Annotated in this window: 23 protein-coding genes; 18 read left to right on the top strand and 5 right to left on the bottom strand. The window is 64.0% G+C overall.

Annotated features, from left to right (window positions below; all coding sequences use genetic code 11):
- Positions 1-214: 214 nt before the first annotated feature.
- Complete coding sequence (gene ilvD / locus BM374_RS07650; protein WP_092290648.1) at positions 215-1,939, top strand: dihydroxy-acid dehydratase; 1,725 nt, start codon at positions 215-217, stop codon at positions 1,937-1,939.
- Positions 1,926-2,750, top strand: a complete 825-nt coding sequence (locus tag BM374_RS07645; RefSeq protein ID WP_092290646.1) for a tetratricopeptide repeat protein — start codon at positions 1,926-1,928, stop codon at positions 2,748-2,750. The genes ilvD and BM374_RS07645 overlap by 14 nt, the downstream gene beginning before the upstream one ends.
- A gap of 146 nt (positions 2,751-2,896) precedes the next feature.
- Here the strand turns inward: BM374_RS07645 and xth are convergent, their stop codons facing one another.
- Positions 2,897-3,694 (bottom strand): exodeoxyribonuclease III, encoded by a 798-nt coding sequence (xth, locus tag BM374_RS07635; protein ID WP_092290642.1) that lies wholly within the window; start codon positions 3,692-3,694, stop codon positions 2,897-2,899.
- A 136-nt stretch (positions 3,695-3,830) separates the two neighbouring features.
- Here xth and BM374_RS07630 point away from each other — a divergent pair, with 136 nt between their 5' ends.
- Both BM374_RS07630 and BM374_RS07625 read left to right on the top strand, forming a co-directional pair.
- Positions 3,831-6,161, top strand: a complete 2,331-nt coding sequence (locus BM374_RS07630) for a hybrid sensor histidine kinase/response regulator (protein ID WP_092290640.1) — start codon at positions 3,831-3,833, stop codon at positions 6,159-6,161.
- A gap of 85 nt (positions 6,162-6,246) precedes the next feature.
- Positions 6,247-7,356, top strand: coding sequence for a dienelactone hydrolase family protein (locus BM374_RS07625; RefSeq protein ID WP_092290638.1), 1,110 nt, complete (start codon positions 6,247-6,249; stop codon positions 7,354-7,356).
- Between the two features lie 21 nt (positions 7,357-7,377).
- On the opposite strand, the gene BM374_RS07620 is transcribed toward BM374_RS07625, so the two are convergent.
- On the bottom strand, positions 7,378-8,280 hold the full coding sequence (locus tag BM374_RS07620; protein WP_092290636.1) for a hypothetical protein: 903 nt from the start codon (positions 8,278-8,280) through the stop codon (positions 7,378-7,380).
- Positions 8,281-8,544: 264 nt separating this feature from the next.
- Entirely contained in the window at positions 8,545-8,874 is a 330-nt protein-coding gene (gene erpA / locus BM374_RS07615) for an iron-sulfur cluster insertion protein ErpA (RefSeq protein ID WP_092290634.1), read from the bottom strand.
- A gap of 111 nt (positions 8,875-8,985) precedes the next feature.
- Here erpA and BM374_RS07610 point away from each other — a divergent pair, with 111 nt between their 5' ends.
- The 12 genes from BM374_RS07610 (at position 8,986) to surE (ending at position 20,389) form a co-directional block, all read left to right on the top strand.
- Positions 8,986-10,194, top strand: coding sequence for a deoxyguanosinetriphosphate triphosphohydrolase (locus BM374_RS07610; RefSeq protein WP_092290632.1), 1,209 nt, complete (start codon positions 8,986-8,988; stop codon positions 10,192-10,194).
- A 9-nt stretch (positions 10,195-10,203) separates the two neighbouring features.
- Positions 10,204-11,994, top strand: coding sequence for an arginine--tRNA ligase (gene argS / locus BM374_RS07605; protein WP_092290630.1), 1,791 nt, complete (start codon positions 10,204-10,206; stop codon positions 11,992-11,994).
- Between the two features lie 140 nt (positions 11,995-12,134).
- Positions 12,135-13,649, top strand: a complete 1,515-nt coding sequence (locus tag BM374_RS07600; RefSeq protein WP_092291834.1) for an SPOR domain-containing protein — start codon at positions 12,135-12,137, stop codon at positions 13,647-13,649.
- 46 nt (positions 13,650-13,695) lie between these two features.
- A complete protein-coding gene (locus BM374_RS38465; RefSeq protein ID WP_092290628.1) occupies positions 13,696-14,133 on the top strand; it encodes a hypothetical protein in 438 nt (145 codons plus the stop codon).
- On the top strand, positions 14,130-14,969 hold the full coding sequence (locus tag BM374_RS07590; RefSeq protein WP_092290626.1) for a segregation and condensation protein A: 840 nt from the start codon (positions 14,130-14,132) through the stop codon (positions 14,967-14,969). Before BM374_RS38465 ends, BM374_RS07590 begins: the two co-directional genes overlap by 4 nt.
- 21 nt (positions 14,970-14,990) lie before the next feature.
- The gene (gene scpB / locus BM374_RS07585) at positions 14,991-15,743 is read left to right on the top strand and encodes an SMC-Scp complex subunit ScpB (RefSeq protein ID WP_177248165.1); all 753 of its coding nucleotides are present in this window, start codon (positions 14,991-14,993) and stop codon (positions 15,741-15,743) included.
- Positions 15,744-15,910: 167 nt separating this feature from the next.
- Positions 15,911-16,144, top strand: coding sequence for a twin-arginine translocase TatA/TatE family subunit (locus BM374_RS07580; RefSeq protein ID WP_027529733.1), 234 nt, complete (start codon positions 15,911-15,913; stop codon positions 16,142-16,144).
- Positions 16,145-16,232: 88 nt separating this feature from the next.
- Complete coding sequence (tatB, locus tag BM374_RS07575; RefSeq protein ID WP_092290622.1) at positions 16,233-16,763, top strand: Sec-independent protein translocase protein TatB; 531 nt, start codon at positions 16,233-16,235, stop codon at positions 16,761-16,763.
- On the top strand, positions 16,760-17,572 hold the full coding sequence (tatC, locus tag BM374_RS07570; RefSeq protein ID WP_092290620.1) for a twin-arginine translocase subunit TatC: 813 nt from the start codon (positions 16,760-16,762) through the stop codon (positions 17,570-17,572). The genes tatB and tatC overlap by 4 nt, the downstream gene beginning before the upstream one ends.
- A 139-nt stretch (positions 17,573-17,711) precedes the next feature.
- Complete coding sequence (gene serS / locus BM374_RS07565) at positions 17,712-19,043, top strand: serine--tRNA ligase (RefSeq protein ID WP_092290618.1); 1,332 nt, start codon at positions 17,712-17,714, stop codon at positions 19,041-19,043.
- 93 nt (positions 19,044-19,136) lie between these two features.
- Positions 19,137-19,499 (top strand): hypothetical protein, encoded by a 363-nt coding sequence (locus BM374_RS07560; RefSeq protein WP_092290616.1) that lies wholly within the window; start codon positions 19,137-19,139, stop codon positions 19,497-19,499.
- Positions 19,500-19,621: 122 nt separating this feature from the next.
- Entirely contained in the window at positions 19,622-20,389 is a 768-nt protein-coding gene (surE, locus tag BM374_RS07555) for a 5'/3'-nucleotidase SurE (protein ID WP_092290614.1), read from the top strand.
- A 3-nt stretch (positions 20,390-20,392) separates the two neighbouring features.
- Here surE and BM374_RS07550 read toward each other — a convergent pair whose 3' ends face one another.
- Positions 20,393-20,764 carry a response regulator gene (locus tag BM374_RS07550; RefSeq protein WP_092291832.1) on the bottom strand — a complete coding sequence of 124 codons (372 nt, stop codon included), beginning with the start codon at positions 20,762-20,764 and terminating at the stop codon, positions 20,393-20,395.
- A 242-nt stretch (positions 20,765-21,006) separates the two neighbouring features.
- On the opposite strand from BM374_RS07550, the gene BM374_RS07545 reads away from it, so the two are divergent.
- On the top strand, positions 21,007-21,657 hold the full coding sequence (locus tag BM374_RS07545) for a protein-L-isoaspartate(D-aspartate) O-methyltransferase (RefSeq protein WP_092290612.1): 651 nt from the start codon (positions 21,007-21,009) through the stop codon (positions 21,655-21,657).
- Between the two features lie 109 nt (positions 21,658-21,766).
- Positions 21,767-23,131: a LysM peptidoglycan-binding domain-containing M23 family metallopeptidase gene (locus BM374_RS07540; protein ID WP_092290610.1), complete on the top strand. Its 1,365-nt coding sequence runs from the start codon at positions 21,767-21,769 to the stop codon at positions 23,129-23,131.
- A gap of 92 nt (positions 23,132-23,223) precedes the next feature.
- Here BM374_RS07540 and BM374_RS07535 read toward each other — a convergent pair whose 3' ends face one another.
- On the bottom strand, positions 23,224-24,228 hold the full coding sequence (locus tag BM374_RS07535) for an ATP-binding protein (RefSeq protein ID WP_092291830.1): 1,005 nt from the start codon (positions 24,226-24,228) through the stop codon (positions 23,224-23,226).
- Positions 24,229-24,247: the final 19 nt, after the last annotated feature.

The raw sequence follows: 24,247 nt of genomic DNA, 5'->3' as shown, positions 1-24,247 counted from the left end.
CGCGGCTCGTTCGCATCAGCGCCGCTTTTTGGCCACACCCGAACATGAATAAAATCGCTCGAAATGTTTCAGGGGCTGGGCTGGCTCCTTGCAGGCGGTGGGAAATTCCAAGGTCGATTCAAATCTTGGGTGTGATTTTCCCGGTCTGACAAGGGTTGGCCAAGAAACTGGACCAAGCTGGACCAGGAAACTGGACCTCAGGAAACTGGTCGCCATGGACGCCAAGACCAACATCAAGGACAGGCTGCCGAGCCGTCACGTGACGGAAGGTCCTGCGCGCGCGCCCCATCGCTCCTACTTCTACGCCATGGGTCTGACCACCGAGCAGATCCATCAGCCGTTCGTCGGCGTCGCCTCGTGCTGGAACGAGGCTGCCCCCTGCAACATCGCCCTGATGCGTCAGGCCCAGGCGGTGAAGAAGGGCGTCGCATCCGCCGGCGGCACGCCGCGCGAATTCTGCACCATCACCGTCACCGACGGCATCGCCATGGGCCATGACGGCATGCGCTCCTCGCTGCCCTCGCGCGAGTGCATTGCCGACTCCGTCGAGCTGACCGTACGCGGCCACGCCTATGACGCCCTCGTCGGCCTTGCCGGCTGCGACAAGTCGCTGCCGGGCATGATGATGGCGATGGTTCGTCTCAACGTGCCGTCGATCTTCATCTATGGCGGTTCGATCCTCCCCGGCAATTTCCGCGGCCAGCAGGTCACCGTGCAGGACATGTTCGAGGCCGTTGGCAAGCACTCGGTCGGCGCGATGTCCGACGAAGACCTCGACGAGATCGAACGCGTGGCGTGCCCGTCGGCGGGCGCTTGCGGCGCGCAGTTCACGGCCAACACCATGGCGACCGTCTCGGAAGCGATCGGCCTCGCGCTGCCTTACTCAGCCGGTGCTCCGGCACCGTATGAAATCCGCGACGCCTTCTGCATGACGGCCGGCGAGAAGGTGATGGAGCTGATCGCGTCCAACATCCGGCCGCGCGACATCGTTACGCGCAAGGCGCTGGAGAATGCGGCGGCCGTGGTCGCGGCCTCAGGCGGCTCGACCAATGCTGCACTGCACCTGCCGGCGATCGCGCACGAGTGCGGCATCAAGTTCGACTTGTTCGACGTCGCCGAAATCTTCAAAAAGACACCATATGTCGCGGATTTGAAGCCGGGCGGCCGTTATGTCGCCAAAGACATGTTTGAAGTTGGTGGCATACCGCTTCTGATGAAGACGCTGCTCGACAACGGCTTCCTGCACGGTGATTGCCTTACCGTCACGGGCCGCACGATCGCCGAAAACCTCAAGAGCGTGAAGTGGAATCCGCACCAGGACGTGGTGCACCCGGCAGACAAGCCCATCACCGTCACCGGCGGTGTGGTCGGTCTGAGGGGGAATTTGGCGCCAGAAGGTGCGATCGTGAAAGTCGCGGGAATGTCCAACCTCAAGTTTACCGGTCCGGCCAGGTGCTTCGACCGTGAGGAGGATGCTTTCGAGGCGGTTCAGAAGCGTACCTATCGGGAAGGCGAAGTCATCGTGATCCGCTATGAGGGCCCCAAGGGCGGCCCCGGCATGCGGGAGATGCTCCAGACCACCGCAGCGCTGACCGGGCAGGGCATGGGCGGCAAGATCGCGCTCATCACCGATGGCCGCTTCTCCGGCGCTACCCGCGGCTTTTGCATCGGCCATGTCGGCCCTGAAGCTGCGGTCGGCGGCCCGATCGGGCTGCTCGAGGACGGCGACATCATCGAGATCGACGCGGACGCCGGTATCCTTAACGTAAAATTGAGCGACCAGGAGCTTGCCAAGCGCAAAACCAAATGGAGCGCTCGCGCGACTAACCACACGACGGGCGCGCTCTGGAAATATGCTCAGCAGGTTGGACCAGCGGTCGGGGGGGCAGTGACCCATCCGGGCGGCGCGCACGAGAAACAGTGCTATGCGGACATCTAGGCGTACCATAGTTGCGTTTGTGTTAGGGGCTACCGCGCTGGCCGCGCCCGCGCTCGCCTTCGATGGCGCGCCGGTCAACCCGAAGGATGCGACCATCCCTGTCGTGACCACCTTGCCCGGTGCTGCGGGCACGGTTCGGAAGTCTGCGGCCCCGGTCGTGACCCAGGAAACCGCGCTCAGTGCCCTGCAATATGCCGCCGAGGGCGGTCACCCCATCGCGCAGTGGAAGCTCGGCCGCATGTACGCCAGCGGCGACGGCGTTGCCCAGGACGACGTGCGCGCCTTCGACTATTTCACCCGGATTGCGAACGCGCATGCCGAGGACCTGCCGTCGACGCCACAGGCGCAGGTCGTGGCCAACGCATTCGTCGCGCTCGGTCGCTATTATCTCAGCGGCATTCCGAACTCGAAGGTCAAGGCCGACCCTGACAGGGCCCGGGAGATGTTCTCCTACGCCGCCTCCTATTTCGGCAACGCCGATGCGCAATACGATCTCGCCCGGCTCTATCTGAAGACGCCGGACGCCTCGCGCGAGGATTTCCGCTACGGCGCGCGCTGGCTCGGCCTCGCCGCCCAGAAGGGCCAGCACGAGGCCCAGGCGCTGCTCGGACAGATGCTGTTCAACGGCGACCGCCTGCCGCGGCAGGCGGCGCGTGGCCTGATGTGGCTGACCTTGGCGCGTGACAGCGCCAGCGCCGACGAGATCTGGATCAAGGAAAACTACAACCGCGCCTTCGCCAAGGCCTCCAACGACGACCGCGCCATGTGCCTGCAAATGCTGGAGCAGTGGGTGCAGGGCCGCCGCGAGTAGCAATAATGCGCTGTCGTTCCGGGGCGATGCGAAGCATCGAACTATGGTGCGCAATTGCGCACCTGAGAATCTCGAGATTCCCCGGTGCGCAATTGCGCACCTGAGGCTCGGCTCTTCGAGCCGCCCCGGAATGACGACGCCGGCGGCTACGCCGCCTCCAGATCCAGATCCGCCCATACCGGCACGTGATCCGACGGCTTCTCCCAGGCCCGGACGTAGCTGTCGATGCCGACATTCGCGAGCCGGTCGCTGGCCTGGGGCGACAGCAACAGATGGTCGATGCGCAGGCCCTGGTTCTTCTGCCAGGCCCCGGCCTGATAATCCCAGAAGGTGTAGAGCCCGGGTTCGTCCGTGACGGCCCGCAAGGCATCGGTCAGCCCGAGGCCGAGCAGGGACTGGAAGCTCTCCCGGGTCTCGGCCTTGAACAGCGCGTCCTCGGTCCAGGCGGCGGGGTTGTGGACGTCGCGGGCGTGCGGAATGACGTTGAAGTCGCCTGCGAGGATCAGCGGCTCCTCGGCCTTAAGGCGCTCCTTCGAATACTCAAGAAGCCGCGACATCCATTTGAGCTTGTAGGGATATTTCTCGGTGCCAACCGGGTTGCCATTTGGCAGATAGAGGCAGGCGATGCGCAGCACGCCAGATTTGAGCGTCACCACGCCCTCGAGGAAGCGGGCGTGCGCGTCCTCGTCGTCACCGGCGAGCCCCGACTTGGTCTCGTCGAACCTAAGCTTGGAGAGCAGGGCGACGCCGTTGAACGTCTTCTGCCCATGGGTCACCACGTTGTAGCCGAGCGCCTCGATCTCCAGCCGCGGGAACGCCTCGTCGACGCATTTGATCTCCTGCAGGCAGACGATGTCGGGCTGACATTCCCTCAGCCACGACAGGAGGAGATCGATCCGTTGCCGGACCGAATTCACGTTCCACGTCGCTACTCTGATGGGCATGTCGGCAGGCTCCGGACTAGGGGTCCTGGTTAGAACAAACTGCCAACGCGCCCGTCAAGGACGCCGCAAAATCTCCCACAAAATTAACCCCGCTTAAGCCGGCCGTAGGTAATTGATACGGAAAAGGTTCCTTGGGATGGGATGGCTGGTCAAGACTTCACAACGAGCTGAGCCGCGCGAGGGGATGGTCGGCGCGTTCCTGTACTGGCTCGGTGGCTTCGAGATCGAGGACGGCCTCACCGCCGATCTCAGCGAGCGCGACCTGCGCCGGATCCGCGCCAAGCAGATCGATGCAGTGACGAAGGCCGTCCCGGTGACCATGGCCGTCACCATGCTCAACGTCGGCATCGTGCTGATCCTGTTCTGGGGCAGGGGCTGGAACGACTTCCTCGCCATTTGGGGCATGACCCTCGCCGTCACCGCTTCGCTCGCCGTGCTCGCGTGGCGGCGGTCGCATCGCAATCCGCCGCAGGAGGCTTCGCCGCGCGCGACGCGCCGCATATTGCGGCAGGCATTCTTCATCGCCGCAACCTGGGGCACGCTGCCGCTCGCCTTGTTCAGCCTGATAGAGCCGACCGGCCAGCTCATCCTCGCCTGTCTGATGGTCGGCATGATGTCCGGCGGCGCCTTCACGCTGTCGACCTTCCCGCGGGCCGGCCTCGTCTATCTCGCCACCATGACGATCGCCTGCGCCGGCGCGCTGTTGCTGTGCGGCACCGGGCCGTATCTGGTGACGGCGGTGTTCCTGCTGCTGTTCGCGTTCTTCATGGCGCGCAACATCGTCTCCCAAGGCAATCTGTTTCTCGGCAATCTGAAGGCCCACCTCGAGCTCGAACGTCAGACCGAGATCATCTCGCTGCTGCTGAAGGATTTTCAGGAGAACGCCAGCGACTGGCTGTGGCAGACCGATGCCGAAGGGCGTCTGACGGACGTGCCGCAACGCTTCGCCGACGTCGCGCAATTGCCGCTTCCGCTGCTGAAGGGGTCGCCCTTCGCCGACGTGCTCGACATGCTCTGCCCCGAGGACAAGGCGGCGGCCTACAACGTCGTCGGCCTGATGGAGCATGGCGAGCCGCTGCACGAGATGAACCTCAAGGTCGTCACCGGCGGCGAGGCGCGGCTGTGGTCGCTGACCGCGAAGCCCGCCTATGACCGCGACGGCCAGTTTCTCGGCTATCGCGGCTTCGGCCGGGACGTCACCGAACGCTGGCGCGCCGAGAAGGCCGAAGCCGAGAGCCGCGCGAAGTCGGATTTCCTCGCCGTGATGAGCCACGAGATCCGCACGCCCATGAACGGCGTGCTCGGGCTCGCCGGCATGCTGCTCGAAACCAACCTAGATCCGGAGCAGCGCGAGGCCGTCACCACGATCCGCGAGTCCGGCGACAACCTCCAGCGCATCCTCAACGACATCCTCGACCTCTCCAAGCTCGAGGCCGGACGCTTCCAGTTCGAGGTGATCGATTTTGCGCCGCAAGCGCTGGTCGAGACGGTTGCGACCGTCGTGCGCGCGAGCGCCAAAGGTAGGGGGCTCGCCGTCAACGTCGAGCTGGATCCGAACCTGCCGCCGACACTGCGCGGCGATGTCGCGCGCATCCGGCAGGTGCTGCTCAATCTCGCCTCCAATGCGGTGAAGTTCACCGACCATGGCGAGGTCACGATCAAGGCCATCTGCCAGGCGCGCCGCGACCTGCTCGCGACCGTCGAATGGACCGTGACCGACAGCGGCATCGGCATCGCGCCCGAGAAGCTCGGCCAGCTGTTCTCCGACTTCGCGCAGGCTGATGCCTCGATCAGCCGCCGCTTCGGCGGCACCGGCCTTGGCCTTGCAATCTCAAGGCGCATCATCGAGCAGATGGGCGGCACCATCGGCGTCACCTCGACGCCGGGCGAGGGCTCGACCTTCCGCTTTACGCTGGTGTTGCCGTGGAGCCCGGCGCAGACATCGGACCGGGACGCTGGTCGCGACGAGGTCGACGAGCTCAAGGCCCGCATTGCGAGCCTCGACCGGCCGCTGAAGGTGGTGGTCGCGGAGGACGACGCCGTCAACCGCATGGTCGTGAGCAAGATGTTGGGCACCTTCGATGTCGAGCTGCGGGTCGTTGCCGACGGCGTCGAGGCTATCGCCGCCGTGTCCGAAGGCGATTGCGACGTCGTGCTGATGGACGTCCGCATGCCCGAGATGGACGGCCTCGCCGCGACCCGCGCGATCCGCGCCGAAGGAGGGCGCTTCGCGGCCTTACCGATCATCGCGCTGACCGCCAATGCCTTCCCTGAGGATGTCAAAATCTGCCGCGAGGCCGGCATGTCGGATTTCCTCGCCAAGCCGCTGCGCAAGCCCGCACTGGCCGCAGCCTTGCTGCGCGCGCTGGATGGGCACGTGATGACGGAGGACGCGCCGCTCCAGCCGGATCTGATGCCTGTTGAGGTGGAATGGACCGACGAGGAAAGGCAGATGACGGGGGCATAGGCGTTAACGCCGTGCATGAATATGCGTGTCGCACCGGTGGGCCGGACGCAGGCAATTCGAAGGCACCGTGTTACCTTGCGCCGTCATGCGCATCCTTGTCCTGCTTCTCATCTTGTTCACGGCCTCCGCCCGCGCCGACGACGCGCCGCTAATGAGCGCACACATGATGTTGCCTGTCGTGATTTCCGGCAACAAAGTGTTGCTGGAAAGCTTCGTCATTCGTCCTGATCGCCCCGGCAAATTTCCTCTCGTTGTCATCAATCACGGAATGCCTCATGGCTTCGGCGAGGAATTCTTCACTGCACTCCTCAACCGCTCTCCCGTCGACTACAGCAAGGCGGCCGTCGCCTTCGCGCAGCGAGGATATGCAGTGGTCTCGATCATGCGTCGTGGCTATGGCCGATCCGGGGGAGGGTTCTCAGAGTCTGCGCGGCAGACCTGCGACTATCTTCCGGCCGTGCGCGCTGCCAGCGACGATATCGTTGCGGCGCTCGTTTCATTGCGTCATGAGCCCTGGGTCGACCCTGAGCATATTGTCTTGCTCGGTCACTCGGTTGGGGGGCTCTCTGTGATGGGCGTCGCCGCACAGAACATACCGGGTGTCGTCGGCGCCGTGAATTTTGATGGCGGCCGGAATAGCTTCTCCGCACCCAACCAACCTTGCTCGCCTGATCATCTGGTCGATACAGTCGCAGCATTGGGGCGCACGGCCCGTATCCCCATGCTTTGGCTTTATGCTGAGAACGATCAATTCTACGGTCCAGACTTGGCCCGGCGCATGTTCGCGGCCTACGGCGTTGGCGGTGCGCCTGCGCAGTTGCAATTGCTGCCTCCTTTCGAACCGAACGGCCACAATACCGTCATGCTCGCGCCGGCAGATAATTGGTTTCCGTCCGTCGACCGCTTTCTTGAAAAGTTGGGTCTTCCAGCCAGGACTGTCATGGAGGCGCCGTTGTTCGCGCAGCTACCAATCCCGCCGGGGGCTGTCGCCGCGTGCCAGGAATCGTTCGCGGGCTACCTCGCCAATCCCGATGATGCCAAGGCCTTCGCGGTGAGCACGGGCGGTCACTGCGGGACTGGATTTGGCCGCACAGCTCTCGAGGCGCGCGAGCCTGCCTTGATGAAATGCAAGATCAATTCGCGCGGCGAAGATTGCAGGCTTTACGCGGTCGGACAGAAGCTTGCGGGGGATTGAATAACAGCCCACGCGGCGCTGTCACAGCTTCCCATAGACGCGCGCGGCGACCGCCTTCAGTTGCTCAACCGAGCCGGACTCCGGATGCGGCTTGACCGGTGCGAACAGGATCGACGCCTGCCTGCCGTTCTTCCAGACAAAGATGTTGACGGCGTTGCCGTTGCCCTTGGTGCAGGAATGCTCGCCGAACGCTTCCCTGCCGAGCTCGGGGATCGCTACATGTTGGCAGGGGCCCGGGCGCTTCATCATGCCGACAGCGGTGTCGCGCGAGGTCGCGATGACAGCGACGACCATGGTGTTGGCCTCGCGATCGAACATCATGCAGCTGCGCGCACCGGTCCGCTGGACCTGAAGCGTGCTCTTGTCGAGGAAGCCATCGGCATCCGCAGGCGTAAGCCATTCGCAATCCCCGAACCGCTCGCTCGTCTTGCTCATATTTCCGACGGCAACGCGGGCGACTTCGGTGACCGGTCCGAGCAGCGTCTCGTCGGCGCGCCGGCCGATCGGATAGACGCTCACTTGCAGAATGTAATCGCCGGACAAGGCGACGACCGAGGCCTCCTGGCGCTGCGCGTCGGCAGCGGACGTCCCCCGCTGGCCTTCCTCGCCGATCCCGGATACCGCGGTCAGCGGCATGCGTTCACTGAGCGTCTTGACGAAAGTCGCGTACAATTCCCTGGCGCGGTCCTTGTCGGGATTGCGAAACACGGTCAACATCATCGTGTCGCCGCGCCCGGCCTGGTAGATGCAGCCGCGACCGTCTTGATTTGAGATCAACGACCATTTGAGTGCCGGCATCGTGCCGGCCAGCTCCTGGGCACTGATGAACGGGCAGGTTTCGGCAGCGTGCACGGAAGGCGCCGGGACGGTTGCGATTGTGAGGAAAAGGAAAAGGCAACAGAACAGGCGATCGAAAATGTGCATTGGATGATTGCTACCGCTATTGGGGCCGCTGACGAGATTCCAAAATGCTCGAAGGAATGGCGAGGCAGAGCCGCTTCGGCATCAGGCTGTAGCGAGCCTTGCCCAGGGTGTGTCCCGTCGAACTCCCCGTCTTGAGGACCTCGCGATGATTACACCTTACCCCTGTTTTGCCCGACGGGTCAAACGGTATTCGCAAAAGCCGAAATTCACCCGCCGGCGTCCCGGCTACTGTGCATGGGGTTGTTTTGCAGATTTTGAGTGGGGCTAGATCGAGAAGCTGGTACCGCAGCCGCAGGACGCGGTCGCGTTGGGATTGTTGACGCGGAACGAGGCACCGATCAGGTCGTCGACGAAATCGACCTGCGAGCCAGCCAGGAACGGCTGCGAGGCGGAATCGACCAGCACCACGGCATTGTCCTGCTCGATGACGAGATCGTCGTCGGTGCGGTCGCGGTCGATGTCGAACTTGTACTGGAAACCGGAACAGCCGCCGCCCTCGACCGAGATGCGCAGCATCGCGCCAGCGCCTTCGCCCTTGAGGATCTCCCCGATCCGGCGTGCGGCGCGGTCACTGATGGTCACAGGGGTGGTCATAGCTCGTCTCCGGTCGTCGTCCGCGTCATAGCCAATTCATTTGGTATCCCGCGTCCGGCATAGTTAAGTGCAAGGATACGCAGAATCAAATGGATAGGGACTAAATTCGTCGTGTCCGTCGGAATGGCAGCCCCCCGCGCGCCCTATGCCTGCGATCCCGATCGCAGCCGCGGCCGGCTGGTCGCCGAGCCGCCGAGCCGGACCCGCAGCCCGTTCCGGCGCGATTGCGACCGCGTGATCCATTCCACCGCGTTCCGCCGCCTGAAGTACAAGACTCAGGTGTTCGTGTTCCACGAGGGCGACCATTACCGGACACGGCTGACCCACTCGCTGGAGGTGGCCCAGATCGCCCGCGCATTGGCTCGTCAGCTCGGGCTGGATGAAGACCTCACCGAAACCCTGGCGCTTGCCCACGATCTCGGCCATCCGCCGTTCGGCCATGCCGGCGAGCGGGCGCTGGATGCCTGCCTGAAGGATTTCGGCGGCTTCGACCACAATGCCCAGGCGCTCCGTGTCGTCGGCTCGCTGGAGCACCGCTATCCTGAGTTCGACGGGCTGAACCTGACCTGGGAGTCGCTCGAGGGCATCGTCAAGCACAACGGCCCGCTGACCGATCGCAGCGGCGCACCGGTCGGCCGCTATCGCGAGCACGGCGTTCCCGTCGGCATTGCCGACTTCATCAAGATCTATGACCTCGAATTGTGGAGCTTCGCCTCGCTGGAGGCGCAGGTCGCCGCGATTGCCGACGACATCGCCTACGACGCCCATGACATCGATGACGGCCTGCGCGCCGGGCTGTTCCATCTCGACGATCTCAAGGTGATGCCGCTCACGGCGGAGATCATCGCTGAGACCTCGGCGCACTATCCCGATCTCGAAGATGTCAGGCGAGGGGCTGAGCTGGTGCGCGAATTGATCTCGCATCTGATCGGCGCGGTGTTCGCGGAGGCGCAGAAGAACATCGCTGCCGTCCGCCCGCAATCGGCCCAGGACGTGCGCCAGCAGGGCCGGGCGCTGGTCGCGTTTCCGCCTGATGTCGCCGAAGAGGAGGCCGCCATCAAGACCTTCCTCTACGGGCACATGTACCGGCACAAGCGGGTGATGCGGGTGATGGCCGAAGCGGAACAGATCGTGTTCGACCTGTTCGCGAAATACCTGGCATCGCCGGCCGATTTGCCGCCGGAATGGCTGGTGGGGGCGGAGGCGGACAATGAGGGCGACCGGGCCCGCCGGATCGGCAATTTCATTGCCGGAATGACCGACCGTTTCGCCTTGACCGAGCACCAGCGGCTCTTTGACTCGACCCCGGATTTGCGTTAGGCGGCGGCCATGCCCCAGACATCCTCAGCCCCGCATCTGTTCGCCGACGTGCTCGCACGCGTGCACGCCGCTTGCCGCGCTCTCGCGGCGGACGCTAATTGGCCCGCAGGCATTGATGTCTCGCGCGTAGTGGTCGAGCCGCCCCGCGACGCCGCCCATGGCGATATGGCGACCAATGCCGCCATGGTGCTGGCGAAAGAGGCGAAGGCCAAGCCCCGCGATCTCGCGGAGCAGATCGCCGCGCGGCTGCGTGCCGATGCGCTGATCGCCAAGGTCGATGTCGCCGGTCCCGGCTTCATCAACCTGACGCTCAAGCCCGCCGCCTGGGCGGAGGCGCTGCGGACGGTGCTCCGGGAAGGGGCCGATTACGGTCGCGTGCGTGGCGGCTCCAAGGTCAATGTCGAATATGTCTCAGCCAATCCGACCGGGCCGATGCATGTCGGCCATTGCCGTGGCGCCGTGTTCGGGGACGCGCTTGCGAGCCTGCTCCAATTCGGCGGCCATGACGTTACGCGCGAATACTACATCAACGACGCCGGCGCCCAGGTCGACGTGCTCGCACGCTCCGCATTCCTCCGATATCGCGAGGCACTCGGCGAGGACATCGGCGCGATCCCGGAAGGGCTCTATCCCGGCGACTATCTGAAGCCGGTCGGGCAGGCGCTGGCGAAGGAGTACGGCGACAAGCTCCTCACAATGAGCGAGGCCGAGTGGTTGCCGACGGTTCGCGCCAAGGCGATCGCGATGATGATGGACGAGATCAAGGACGATCTCGCCGCTCTCAACATCCGCCACGACGTGTTCTTCTCGGAGCGTTCGCTGATCGAGTCCGGCAACAACAAGGTTGCCGAGACCATCGATTTCCTGAAGGCCAAGGGCGACATCTACGAAGGCCGCCTGCCGCCCCCGAAGGGCGCGCCGGTCGAGGATTGGGAAGACCGCGAGCAGCTGCTGTTCAAGGCGACCGCCTACGGCGACGACGTCGACCGCCCACTGATCAAGTCGGACAATTCCTACACCTACTTCGCCTCCGACATCGCCTACCACAAGAATAAGTTCGACCGCGGCTTTGCGGAGATGATCGACGTCTGGGGCGCCGATCACGGCGGCTACATCAAGCGGATGCAGGCGGCGGTGAAGGCGACGACCTCGGGCAAGGGATCGCTCGACGTCAAGATCGTCCAGCTCGTGAAGCTCTTGCGCAACGGCGAGCCCGTGAAAATGTCCAAGCGGAGCGGGGACTTCGTCACCTTGCGTGAGGTGGTGGATGAAGTCGGCCAGGACGCCGTCCGCTTCATGATGCTCTATCGCAAGAACGACGCAGTGCTCGATTTCGACCTCGCCAAGGTCATGGAACAGTCCCGCGACAACCCGGTGTTCTACGTCCAGTACGGCCATGCCCGCGGTCACTCGATTTTCCGCAACGCCCGGGCCGAGGTGTTCCCGGATCTGCCCGAGGATGCCGAGAAGCGGATCGCCTGGCTCAGTGAGTCGGCGGTGGAACGCCTGTCGGACCCCGTCGAGCTCGATCTTCTTAAGCGCCTCGCAATTTATCCGCGGATGCTGGAAGCCGCCGCCGCGGCCCACGAGCCGCACCGTATTGCCTTTTATCTCTATGACTTAGCGAGCGAATTTCACGCACTTTGGACGAAAGGGCGCGATTTGCCCTATTTACGCTTCATTATCAATAATGATGCAGATCTTACGAAGGCGCGGCTGGCCATGGTCCAGGGCGTCGTCTCTGTCCTGGCATCGGGCCTCGCCATCCTCGGCGTCCATGCTCCGGACGAGATGCGGTAGTTTGGGGCGAACTACTTAAGGGGAATGTTGGGGGTACCGGCAGAAGCCGGATCGCTTAGACTTGGTTGAAAGCCTTGTGGGTCGAAAGCCGTGCCTTGGTCGAGGGGCGCGCGGCTTTCCCGAAGGGACGCATCATCACGATGGCCGATCGATATCACGACAGACCGTTCCCCTCCGATGACTATGGTCGCGGTGGCAACCAGCATGGCAAGGCGGAAAGCGATCCCTTGGCCGAGCTCGCGCGCCTGATCGGGCAGGCCGATCCATTCGCGGCGCAGGGCCGGCCGGCAGCACCACCCGCACCGGCTCAGACCCATCATGAAGACGACTATCCGCAGGACGACTATCAGCAGGAATATCCCGAGCCGGCACCATCGCCTCAGCCGGGACCGCCCTCATGGATGCGGCGCGCCAATGTGCAGCCACAGCCGGCGCCCGAGCCTGACTATCCCGTCGCCGTAAATCCGGTTCATCCCTTGCATCGTTATTCTGCCCAGCCGGCTGCCTCCGAGCTGCAATATCACCAGCCGCAGGCCTATCAGGATCAGGCCTATCGGGATCAAGCCTATCATCAAGAGCAGGCCCACGAGGCGCCATACGAGCAGCCCGACCCGGCGCGCTATGATGATGCGCTCTACGGGCGGCTCGAGGCGGGCGAACAGGATTTTCAGCGTGAGCCGGCCTATCCGGATGATCCTTACGCGTTCCAGAGCGACTATCCCGAGGCCGATCTCGACGAGCCGCGGAAGTCGCGCGGCGGCATGATGACGGTTGCGGCGATCCTCGCGCTCGCCGTGGTCGGAACTGGCGCGGCCTTTGCCTACAAGACCTATATCGGTTCGCCCCGCAGTGGTGAGCCGCCGATCATCAAGGCCGACAATACGCCGACCAAGATCGTGCCGGCGCCGTCGGATTCCTCGGCCAAGGTACCGGACCGCATGGTGAGCGGCGATGGTAGTGAAAAGATCGTGCCGCGCGAGGAGGCCCCCGTCGACGTCAACGCCAAGGCAGCCGGTCCCCGCGTGATTTTCCCGCCGCTCAACCAGAATGCCAACCCGCCGCCGGTTGCGAGCGTTTCGCCGTCCACCGTTCCGCCGCCGAGCGCCGGTCCGGTGCCGAGCAACGGGACGATGCCGAACGCCGCGCCGCGCTCGGTCAAGGTCGTGGTTGTGAAGGGTGATCAAACCGACAGCACTTCGCCGCAGGCCGCCGCGCCGTCGTCCGCCAAACCGGTCGCGCCAGCCAAGCCCATCGCCGCGCCCCGGACACCGCCGACCTCCGCCAATGCCAGTGTCAATCAGCCGCTTTCGCTGGCGCCGCAAGCCGCGCCGGCCGAGCCGCCGCAGCGCATGGCCGCGACCAATCCGACGCAGATTGCGCCGGCAAGCAGCGGCGGTGGTGGTTATGTTGTGCAGGTGTCCTCGCAGCAGAGCGAAGATAGCGCCGCCGCGTCATACCGGGTGCTGCAGAGTAAATATGGCAGCGTGCTCGGATCCCGCTCGCCGGTGATCAAGCGGGTCGATCTAACCGACAAAGGCAAGGGCATCGTCTACCGCGCCTTCGCCGGTCCCTATGGTTCGGTCGAGGAAGCAACGCAGGCTTGCAACCACCTGAAGTCCGCCGGCTTGTCCGCCTGCTTCGTCCAGAGGAATTAACGGCGGTTTCCTTGACCCCCTCCTAGGGCAGGGTTAATCGGCCCTTATGAGCACGCGGGCTTTCAATACCGGCGTATCCGGACCGGAACTGACCGCCGCTGGGCGGTCGATTGTCCGTGCCCAATGCCGATGGGACGCGATTTGCTTCAGGCTTAGCTTCGAGAGTCCGGACCAAGGCACGGCGCATGTTGGGGAATTGGCCGCGCGACAGCCGCTCGCGGCCAGTCTCGCGGGTCTCAGCATTCCCGTGGATGGCGTCGCCGACACGGTCCATCCAGGGACGACTTCTGCGACAATGATTGCTCAGGTGATTCGCAGCGCAGTCGGGTTCCAGGATTTGTTAATGAGTAGTGACGTGCCGATGAAGGCGCTGGCGGGAAGCATTGACGGACGAAACCGCGCCGTGTTCGCAGCCGGCGCGCCGCTTCACAGCAACGACAATGCGCAATGGGACGCATTGACCGCAACCACGGCATCCACATGACTGCAGAAATTCTATCGTTTGAAACCGGGCGGCCCGCAGAGCTCGCCGAGGGCGAGCCGGCGTTGGTGGTCGACGTCGAGGGCTATGAGGGGCCGCTCGATCTGTTGCTGGCGCTGGCGCGCCAGCAGAAGGTGGACCTCGCCAAGATCTCGATCCTGGCGCTCGCCGATCAATATCTCCACTTCATCGAAGCTGCGCGAAAGATTCGCCTGGAGCTTGCCGCCGATTATCTCGTGATGGCGGCTTGGCTCGCCTTCCTGAAATCGCGCCTGCTGCTGCCGGAACCGCCCAGTGCGGAGGGGCCGAGCGCCGAGGAAATGGCCACCGCGCTCGCTAACCGTCTGCGCCGTCTCGAAGCCATTCGCGAAGCGGCCAACCGGCTGATGAACCGGCAGCAATTGCTGCGCGACATTTTTCCGCGCGGTGAGCCCGAGCAGATCGCAGAGATCAAGCACCCGAAATACACCGCGACGCTGTACGACCTGCTCACGGCCTATGCCTCGCAGCGCCAGTCGCGCGTGCTGGCCAGCGTGCATCTGGCGAAGCGCACGGTGTGGTCGCTCGCCGAGGCGCGCGCCACGCTGGAGCGGCTGGTCGGTAGCATCACCGAACAGGATGATTGGGGCGTGCTCGACGATTTCCTGATCCGTCACGTCGCCGATCCGACGCAGCGCGCGACGGTATTCGCCTCGAGCTTCGCCGCCGCGCTCGAGCTCGTGCGTGAAGGTCAGCTCGAGCTGAACCAGAAAGAGGCGTTTGCGCCCATTTACTTCCGCAAGGGGCGCGGGAAACCGGTCGTGGACGCAGCTCCTGCGCCTGATGCGCCGGTCGGTTAAGTGCAAGAAGGAGAAGCTGCCATGGCAAGCCTGGCTGAAGTGCGGGTAGAAGAGGCCGAGCCGATGGAGAACGAATCCCAGGCACGTCCCGAGGAATTGCGGCTGCTGGAAGCGCTGCTGTTCGCCTCGAGTGAACCGCTGGATACCGCGACGTTGGCCAAGCGCATGCCCGAGGGGGTGGACGTCAAGGCTGCGCTCGAGCAGCTCCAGGCCGACTATGCCTCGCGCGGCGTGAACCTCGTGCGGGTCGCTAACAAGTGGACGTTCCGCACCGCCGGCGATCTCTCCTGGCTGATGACGCGAGAGAGCCACGAGACCCGGCGGCTGTCGCGCGCGGCGATCGAGGTGCTGGCGATCATCGCCTATCACCAGCCGGTTACGCGTGCCGAGATCGAAGAAATCCGCGGCGTCGTGACATCGAAGGGCACGCTGGACGTGCTCCTGGAAACCGGTTGGATCAAGCCGCGGGGCCGCCGCAAGACACCCGGCCGTCCGCTGACTTTCGGAACCACCGAGGAGTTCCTGTCGCAATTCACCCTGGAGCAGCTTGGCGATCTTCCGGGGCTTGAGGAGCTGAAGGGCACGGGCCTTCTTGATTCGCGTCTACCGACCGGTTTCAGCGTACCGACTCCCTCGGATGACCCGGCGTTGCGTGAGGACGAAGATCCCTTGGAACCCGGCGAGGAGCTCGATCTGGCGCTGGCGCCTGCGGTTGAGCCCGAGACGCCGCCGGAGGGCGGCAATGAAGGCGGCGAGGGCGGAAGCGAGGAGTGATCCTCCGGCCTTTTACGGGTCCTCTGCGACCGATTAACACTAGCAAGATTGCGTAGCGCCAACAGCGAATTGGCGCTGCCTTGGTCCTTGTTTTTGAGGCCTGCGAAGCCTACGTTCCGGTCAAGATCGGCCGGGGCCCCGGCCATGCGCGTTTGGAGGGTTGCAGGATGGGTTCACTTAGCATTTGGCACTGGATCTTGGTGATCGCAGTGGTCCTGCTGCTGTTCGGCCGCGGCAAGATTTCGGATCTGATGGGCGACGTGGCGCAGGGCATCAAGGCCTTCAAGAAGGGCATGCAGGACGACGACAAGCCTGCCGAGAAGCAGGAGCCGTCGAAGTCCATCGAGCACAATGCGGCGCCGACTGCGGCGCGGTCCGACGTCGGCAGCAAGGCCGTCTGAGCCAGGAGCACACGAGACGCCGGAAGCGGACCGATCCTGCGCGTGAGGGATTGGGCCGATGGGTGACTTCGCGTGAACGGAAGACGTCATGTTCGACATCGGCTGGAGTGAGCTGGTTCTGATCGGGGTCGTGGCCCTGGTCGCCATTGGCCCGAAAGAGCTGCCGGGTGTGCTGCGCATGGTCGGACAGTGGATGGGCAAGGCTCGCAAGATGGCCGCCGAATTCCAGGGCCAGTTCCAGGAAGCCATGCGCGAGGCGGAGATCGCCGACCTCAAGAAGAGCTTTGACGAGGTCAAGGAGGCCGCCAGCGGTTTCACAAGCGGTGGTCTGATGACCTCGCTCCAGAAGGACGTCAGCGACGCGCTGCGCGTCGATGCGCTCGACAAGCCGGCCGAGACTGCGACGGCGGCTGCTGTCGAACCGCCTGCGACTTCAAGTGAAGCGCCAGCAACCCCGACCACGCCTGAAGCACCGACGCCGGAGACCTTCGTGGAGGCCGAGGCGCATGCAGCGATAGCGATGAACGAGCCGCTCGCCATCACCCGTGAGGTCGAGCAGACACCGGTGACGCAGGACACCGCGCCATCCGAAGCGATCAAGGACGCCAAAGCGTCATGAGCGACGCCGATATCGAGGCCAGCAAAGCCCCGCTGATGGACCATCTGATCGAGCTGCGCTCGCGGCTGATCAAGGCGCTGCTCGGCTTCGGCGTGGCGTTCATCTTCTGCTTCTTCTTCGCCAAGCAAATCTACAACGTGCTGGTCTGGCCCTTCGTGTGGGTCGCAGGCGCGGAGAACTCGAAATTCATCTACACGGCGCTGCTGGAATATTTCATCACGCAGCTGAAGCTCGCACTGTTCGGGGCCGGCTTCATCTCGTTCCCGATTGTCGCGACGCAAATTTACAAGTTCGTCGCGCCGGGCCTCTACAAGCATGAGAAGCAGGCTTTCCTGCCGTATCTGATCGCGACCCCGTTCTTCTTCGTGCTGGGCGCGATGCTGGTCTACTTTGTCGTGCTGCCAATGCTGGTGCGCTTCTCGCTTGGCATGCAGCAGATGGGCGGTGACGAAACCGCGCAAATCCAGCTCCTGCCCAAGGTCGGCGAATATCTGTCGCTGATGATGTCGCTGATTTTCGCCTTCGGCATCGCGTTCCAGCTCCCGGTGATCCTGACGCTGCTCGGGCGGGTCGGCATCATCACCTCGAAGATGCTGCGCGAGAAGCGCCGCTATTTCATCGTTCTGGCTTTCATCATCGCGGCGGTCCTGACGCCGCCTGACATCCTCAGCCAGTGCTCGCTGGCGATTCCGCTGCTTGCGCTCTATGAGGGCTCGATCATCTCGGTGGCGATGGTGGAGAAGAAGGCGGCGGCTTCGCAGGCAACTACCAGCACCAACGTCTCGACGCCGGCCAATCCGGCAGAGTAGGGTATTATTTTCGCCCTATCATGCGCGGCAGAGCCGATGATTCGTCATGCCCGGGCTTGACCCGGGCATCCACGACTTGATCTAAGGCGGCAGATACGTGGATGGCCGGGATAAACCCGGCCATGACGGGAAAACAGCCATGCACGACATCAAATCGATCCGCGACAATCCGCAAGCGTTTGACGCAGGCCTCGCCCGGCGTGGCTTGGATCCGTTGTCGGCCTCGCTGCTCGCGATCGACGAGAGGCGCCGGGCGGCGATCCTGGCCTCGGAGCAGGCGCAGGCGCGGCGGAACGCGGCATCCAAGGAAATCGGTGACGCCAAGAAGGCCAAGGACGAGGCACGCGCGGCCAAGCTGATGGCCGAGGTCGCCGAGCTCAAGACCACGATGCCGGAGCTCGAGGCCGCTGCAAAAGCTGCCGACGAGGAGCTGACCAAAGAGCTGTCCGCGATCCCGAACATTCCGTTCGATGAAGTGCCCGATGGTGTCGACGAGCACGGCAACGTTCAGCACCACGTGTTCGGCGCCAGACGCAATTACGGCTTCGCACCGAAGCTGCACGACGATCTCGGCACGGCTCTCGGCTACATGGATTTCGAGGCGGCGGCAAAGCTCTCCGGTGCGCGCTTTGTCGTCCTGAAGAAGGGGCTCGCGCGCCTTGAACGCGCGATCGGCCAATTCATGCTCGATTTGCACACCACCGAGCACGGCTACACCGAGATCAACCCGCCGCTGCTCGTGCGCAACGAGGTGATGTTCGGCACCGGGCAGTTGCCGAAATTCGAAGACGATCAGTTCTGGGCGATCAAGGGCGAACTGCTCGCAGAGCCTGATCATGAGCGGCTGAAGACCGAGCGCCTCGGACTGATCCCGACGGCGGAGGTTTCGCTCACCAACCTCGTTCGTGAATCCATCCTCGACGAGAAGCAGCTGCCGATGCGCTTGACCGCGCTTACGCCGTGCTTCCGCGCCGAGGCGGGCGCGGCGGGACGCGATACGCGTGGGATGATCCGCCAGCACCAGTTCACCAAGGTCGAGCTAGTCTCGATCACCACGCCCGAGACCAGCAAGGACGAGCTGGAGCGGATGTTGTCCTGCGCCGAGCAGGTGCTGCAAAAGCTCGACCTGCATTATCGCGTGATGACTCTATGCGCAGGGGATATGGGGTTCTCGGCGCAAAAAACCTATGACATCGAGGTGTGGATGCCCGGGCAGGGCGACGGCGGCATGTTCCGCGAGATCTCGAGCTGCTCGGTCTGCGGCGACTTTCAGGCGCGGCGGATGGATGCACGCTCGCGCGGCCCGGACGGCAAGCCGCGTTTCGTGCACACACTGAACGGCTCGGGCACAGCGGTCGGTCGCGCGTTGATCGCCGTGATGGAAACCTACCAGCAGGAAGATGGCTCGATTGCCGTCCCCAGCGTGCTCCAGCCCTATATGGGCGGGCTGAAGGTGATTGCGCGCGAGTAGGGCGATTGCCGGCCTGAACGTCAAAACGTTTGGTTGCGAAGATCGGGCGGCCGGTTATCCTGCCGGCCAGCCGTCAACGCGGACCGACCATCCATGGCCTTGCATCGCGACATCTTTTGGGTCGGCCGACAATGGGCGGTGACCGGCGCCGGCATCCAGGCGGTCGACCAGCGCTTGCGTGGTGTGCTGGACATCGGCATTGCGCGTCTTTGGGACGATAGCCTGGTGCAGAGCCGGCGGGCGAAGCCGGGGGTCAATGCCGAGGACTTCGACAAGGCGCTGAAGCTGGCGCGCGAGCGTTTTCCCGAGAACCCCGTATCGGCGCCGTTTCTCGCACAGCTGAAGGCGCTCGGTGTGATTGAGGCCCCCGTCGTGAGCCCGGCCTTCCCTGCGATGCAGCTGCGAGCCGAAGGCAGGCTCGCGCGCTTCCTGCCACAATGGCGTGTCCGCCGGTAAGGCGCGTGGCATCTATTGCTGCGTTGCGGGATCGCGGGTGGGACCTGCGTCGAAGCCGGTTTGCCTGATCGGTCCCAGCCGGATAAGACGGCCTGGCATCACTTCAGGAATCGGCCACCGGCATGCGCATTCTCTGCACCAACGACGACGGCATCCACGCTCCCGGCCTCAAGGTTGTGGAGGAGATTGCACGCGCGCTTTCCGACGATGTGTGGGTGGTGGCGCCCGAGCTAGATCAATCCGGCGTATCCCACTCGCTGTCGCTGAACGATCCCCTGCGCCTGCGCGAAGTCGGGCCGCGGCACTTCGCGGTGCGCGGCACGCCGACCGATTGCGTGATCATGGGCGCACGCCATATCCTCGGTACCAAGCTGCCGGATGTCGTGCTCTCCGGCGTCAACAAGGGCCGTAACGTTGCCGAGGACGTGGTCTATTCAGGCACCATCGCTGGCGCGCTCGAAGGCACCATCCTGGGGATCCCATCATTTGCGCTGTCGCAGGAATTCAGCGTCGAGACGCGCGAGCGGCCGCCGTGGGACACCGCGCGCAAGTTTGGCCCCGACATTCTGCGCAAGGTGATCAAGGCCGGCATCCCCAAGGACACCGTGATCAACGTCAACTTCCCGTCTTGCGCGCCGGAAGACGTGCTTGGCATTCGCGTGACACGGCAGGGCAAGCGCAACCTCGGTTTCCTGCGGATCGACGAACGCAGGGACGGCCGCAACAATCCCTATTTCTGGATCGGCTTCGAGCGCGCAGCGATGATGGACACGCCGGCGGACGGCACCGATCTCGCAGCGCTGCGTGACCGCTATGTTTCAGTCACGCCGCTTCGGCTGGATCGCACCAATGAAGCGTTTTCCGAAGAGTTGAGCGCGACACTCAAGTAGGAGCTAGTCGCTGCGAAGCGCGGCTTCGATGGTCTTGCCGAGCGCGTCGAGCTGAAACGGCTTCTGAAGGGCAGGCCGGTCGCGATACTGCTCGGGCAGGCCCGACGAGCCGTAGCCGGTTGCGAAGATGAAGGGGCAACCCTTGGCCTTGATGACGTCGGCAACGGGGGAAATGACCTTGCCATTCACGTTGACGTCGAGGATGGCGATGTCGAAGTCGGTGACCTGGGCGAGCCGCATTGCCTCCGTGATGTCTCCCGCTTCGGCTGCGACCTTGTAGCCAAGCTCTTCCAGCATATCCGCAACCATCATTCGGATCATCACCTCGTCCTCGACGAGGAATACAGAGCGGCCAGAAAGCCCTGTGGCGGTCATTGTCGTTGAGTCCTTGCCCATTCCCGAAAACGTTCGCAGATAACACGAATCGAAGCAATGTGCGTTTCGGCCGACCGACACTTGAAAAGGCTGCAGTGGCGCCTCCGCCGCAAGCCGATTTGTGGTCAAAATGCCAAGCCGTGAGGCTATCATGGGTTCCTGAACGGGAACAAGATTCCGGGTCTGGGTATTGGCGCTGAAGACGTCGATGCCGCCCCCGATTAGACGACATAAGCAGAGCGATGATTTCCAACCAGCCTCCACCGGAAAAGATGATGTTTCAGCTGACGCTGAGGCGTCGCGGAATCAGCGATCAGACCGTATTGCGGGCCATGGAGGAGGTGCCGCGCGAGATGTTCGTCGAGGGCTCCGATCGCGACAGCGCGTATCGCGACAGTGCCTTGCCGATCGCCTGCGGGCAGACCATCAGCCAGCCCTTCGTCGTTGCGTACATGACCGAGCAGCTCCAGCTCCAGAAGCAGCACCGTGTCCTCGAAATCGGTGCTGGCTCGGGTTACCAGGCCGCCGTTTTATCGCGGCTCGCGGGCCAGGTGCTGACGGTCGAGCGCTACCGCAAGCTTGCTGACGCGGCACGCGCCAGGCTTGAGAAGCTGGATTGTCACAATGTCGAGGTGATGCTCGGCGACGGTCTCAATTTGCCGCCGAACATCGGCCCGTTCGACCGCATCATCGTCACCGCCGCGGTAGAGCAGATTCCGCAGAACCTGATCGAGCGGCTCGACATCGGCGGCATTCTGATCGCTCCGGTTGGCCCGCATCAGGGCGTGCAGATGCTGACCCGCCTCAGCCGGACCGAAGCCGGCATCGAACGCAAGGAACTCGTCGAGGTCCGCTTCGTGCCGGCGCTGCCCGGAGTGGCGCGGGAGCTGTAGAACTCCGGATTGGTTGCACATCCAACATCTTATTGGGAGGGTTAAGCCGTTATTTACTCGGCGCGTGTTTACTTAAAACACCAGTTTTGTTGCGTACGAGTGAGTAACCATGTCTGTTGTCGCCGAGTTGCTTTACTCGCGCCGCGTACCGCAGGTCGCGGTGCTGGCGCTGATCTCCTTCAGCTTCGCAGGGTGCAGTGCCGACATGTCGTCGCGGCTGTCCCAGTCGAACTTCTCCAATCCCTTCTCTGAATCGACGGGTTCGGTGCAGCAGGCTCCGCCTCCGCAGCGTGAGCTGCCGCAATATGCGCGGCCGCAGACCCAGCCCGGCTATTACCAATCGCAGCCCTTGGCGCCGCCAGCGGTTGCCGCACCGCAATCCTATCCCGTCGCCGCGGGTGGGGGCGTCTCGGGAGGCGGGCGTGGCCTCGGCTCCTACACGCCGCCGGCCCAGCCGCATCTTGAAACCACCGGCACTGTGCCGCCGCGCTCGGTCGCGGCCGCCCAACCGGTCGGGGGGACCAAGATCATCATCGGCACCAGCGACACGCTCGATGTGCTCGCCAAGCGCTATCACGTCACGCCGCAGGCAATCATGGCCGCCAACGGCTACAAGGGCCCGCGCGCGCTCTCGCCCGGACAGCAATTGGTCATCCCGCATCCGGGTGCACCTGCTCCGGTCGCTGCGGCTCCCGCGGTGGCGCCGAAGGCCGTCGCTGCAACAGCTGCGCCGTCCAGCTTCCACTTCGTCAATCACGGCGACACGCTCGCCCGCATCGCGCGCAAAAACCATATCTCCGCGGCCGAGCTCGCCCACGCCAATGGTCTCGAGCCGTCGGCCAAGCTCAGGCTCGGCACCAAGCTGACCGTGCCGGGCGCCAAGACCGCGGCGGTGGCTCCGCTTGCTCCGGCGCCCGTTGCGGCGGCCCCCGTCGCGGCTGCGCTGCAGCCGGCTGCGGCAACTCCGGTTCCCACCACCAAGGTGGCTGCCGTCGCTGGGCCTGCGCAGAGCGCGCGCCTGGCCCAGGCAACCGCCAATATCGAAGAGAAGCCAGCCGAGACGCCGGCGAAAGCGGCAGAGACCACGAGCTCGCTGCCGACCTTCCGCTGGCCGGTGCGCGGCAAGGTGATCACGAGCTACGGCGCCAAGACCAACGGCAAGTCGAATGACGGCATCAACGTCGCAGTGCCCGAGGGGACGCCGATCAAGGCAGCGGAAGACGGCGTTGTTGCCTATTCCGGCAACGAGCTGAAGGGTTACGGCAATCTGGTCCTGGTTCGGCACTCCAACGGCTACGTCACCGCATATGCCCATGCGAGTGAGCTGTTGGTGAAGCGCGGCGATACCATCAAGCGCGGTCAGGTCATTGCCAAGTCGGGTCAATCCGGGGAGGTGGCGTCGCCGCAGCTCCACTTCGAGATCCGTAAGGGGTCGAGCCCGGTTGACCCGCTTCAGTTCCTGAATGGGGCTTGAGGTCGACGTCAGGCCTCCCGTTCTCTCTTCGCAAGAACGCAGTCGCCCGCGAAAGCGGGCGATATTAGTTGTGTGCTGAGTTGCAGTTTCCGCTACGTCGCCGTCAGCTTCACACCTAACCGGCCCGCCAGTTCCTGCACGAATTGCCAGGCGACACGGCCCGAGCGCGAGCCGCGCGTGGTCGACCATTCCAGCGCCTCGCGCTCCAGCGCCTCATCGTCGATCTTGATGGCGAAATGGCCGCAATAGCCGCGCACCATCGCGAGGTATTCGTCCTGACTGCAACGGTGGAAGCCCAGCCAGAGGCCGAAGCGATCGGACAGCGACACCTTCTCCTCCACGGCTTCGCCGGGATTGATCGCGGTCGAGCGTTCGTTCTCGATCATGTCGCGCGCCAGCAGATGGCGGCGGTTGGAGGTGGCGTAGAGGACGACGTTCTCCGGCCGGCCCTCGATGCCGCCTTCGAGCACGGCCTTGAGCGATTTGTAGGATGCGTCGTTGCCGTCGAAGGAGAGGTCGTCAATGAACACGATGAAGCGGAAGTTCGCGTCGCGAAGCTTCTCCATCAGCATCGGCAGGCTCTCGATGTCCTCGCGGTGGATTTCGATCAGCTTCAATCTGTCGGAGGGCTTGCGGTCGGCATTGATGCTGGCATGCGCCGCCTTCACCAAAGACGACTTGCCCATGCCACGCGCCCCCCAAAGCAGGGCGTTGTTGGCGGGCAGGCCATTGGCGAAGCGCTCGGTGTTCTCCATCAGGATGTCGCGCATCCGGTCGACGCCCTTCAGCAGAAACAGCTCGACGCGGCTGACTCGTGGCACCGCGGCCAGACGGCCGTCGGGATGCCAGACATAGGCGTCGGCCCGTTCGAACGACTCGCGTTCGACGGCCGGTCTGCCCTGGGCTGCGAGATGCGCCGCAATGGTCTCCAGTGCCCGGACGACGCGTTCTTGGGCGAAGTCAGGGGCCGCCTTCAGGGGAGCCCTCGAGGCGGCCTTTTGGGCGACCTTGGGGCGTTTTGCCGCGACCTGGGCGGGCTTCGTGGCAGGGATACGGGGGCCTTTGCCGGCCGGGCTTTTGCGAAGGTTTTTGGGCATGTTCGAAGTTCCTGAGAAT

The organism is Bradyrhizobium sp. Ghvi, assembly GCF_900115265.1.
Taxonomy (GTDB): Bacteria; Pseudomonadota; Alphaproteobacteria; order Rhizobiales; family Xanthobacteraceae; genus Bradyrhizobium.
This window is presented reverse-complemented; position numbering and strand designations above follow the sequence as displayed.

Coding starts and splice junctions, on each gene's coding strand:
- ilvD (WP_092290648.1), top strand. CDS start 215: ATGGACGCCAAGACCAACATCAAGGACAGGCTGCCGAGCCGTCACGTG.
- BM374_RS07645 (WP_092290646.1), top strand. CDS start 1,926: ATGCGGACATCTAGGCGTACCATAGTTGCGTTTGTGTTAGGGGCTACC.
- xth (WP_092290642.1), bottom strand. CDS start 3,694: ATGCCCATCAGAGTAGCGACGTGGAACGTGAATTCGGTCCGGCAACGG.
- BM374_RS07630 (WP_092290640.1), top strand. CDS start 3,831: ATGGGATGGCTGGTCAAGACTTCACAACGAGCTGAGCCGCGCGAGGGG.
- BM374_RS07625 (WP_092290638.1), top strand. CDS start 6,247: ATGCGCATCCTTGTCCTGCTTCTCATCTTGTTCACGGCCTCCGCCCGC.
- BM374_RS07620 (WP_092290636.1), bottom strand. CDS start 8,280: ATGCACATTTTCGATCGCCTGTTCTGTTGCCTTTTCCTTTTCCTCACA.
- erpA (WP_092290634.1), bottom strand. CDS start 8,874: ATGACCACCCCTGTGACCATCAGTGACCGCGCCGCACGCCGGATCGGG.
- argS (WP_092290630.1), top strand. CDS start 10,204: ATGCCCCAGACATCCTCAGCCCCGCATCTGTTCGCCGACGTGCTCGCA.
- BM374_RS07600 (WP_092291834.1), top strand. CDS start 12,135: ATGGCCGATCGATATCACGACAGACCGTTCCCCTCCGATGACTATGGT.
- BM374_RS38465 (WP_092290628.1), top strand. CDS start 13,696: ATGAGCACGCGGGCTTTCAATACCGGCGTATCCGGACCGGAACTGACC.
- BM374_RS07590 (WP_092290626.1), top strand. CDS start 14,130: ATGACTGCAGAAATTCTATCGTTTGAAACCGGGCGGCCCGCAGAGCTC.
- scpB (WP_177248165.1), top strand. CDS start 14,991: ATGGCAAGCCTGGCTGAAGTGCGGGTAGAAGAGGCCGAGCCGATGGAG.
- BM374_RS07580 (WP_027529733.1), top strand. CDS start 15,911: ATGGGTTCACTTAGCATTTGGCACTGGATCTTGGTGATCGCAGTGGTC.
- tatB (WP_092290622.1), top strand. CDS start 16,233: ATGTTCGACATCGGCTGGAGTGAGCTGGTTCTGATCGGGGTCGTGGCC.
- tatC (WP_092290620.1), top strand. CDS start 16,760: ATGAGCGACGCCGATATCGAGGCCAGCAAAGCCCCGCTGATGGACCAT.
- serS (WP_092290618.1), top strand. CDS start 17,712: ATGCACGACATCAAATCGATCCGCGACAATCCGCAAGCGTTTGACGCA.
- BM374_RS07560 (WP_092290616.1), top strand. CDS start 19,137: ATGGCCTTGCATCGCGACATCTTTTGGGTCGGCCGACAATGGGCGGTG.
- surE (WP_092290614.1), top strand. CDS start 19,622: ATGCGCATTCTCTGCACCAACGACGACGGCATCCACGCTCCCGGCCTC.
- BM374_RS07550 (WP_092291832.1), bottom strand. CDS start 20,764: ATGACCGCCACAGGGCTTTCTGGCCGCTCTGTATTCCTCGTCGAGGAC.
- BM374_RS07545 (WP_092290612.1), top strand. CDS start 21,007: ATGATTTCCAACCAGCCTCCACCGGAAAAGATGATGTTTCAGCTGACG.
- BM374_RS07540 (WP_092290610.1), top strand. CDS start 21,767: ATGTCTGTTGTCGCCGAGTTGCTTTACTCGCGCCGCGTACCGCAGGTC.
- BM374_RS07535 (WP_092291830.1), bottom strand. CDS start 24,228: ATGCCCAAAAACCTTCGCAAAAGCCCGGCCGGCAAAGGCCCCCGTATC.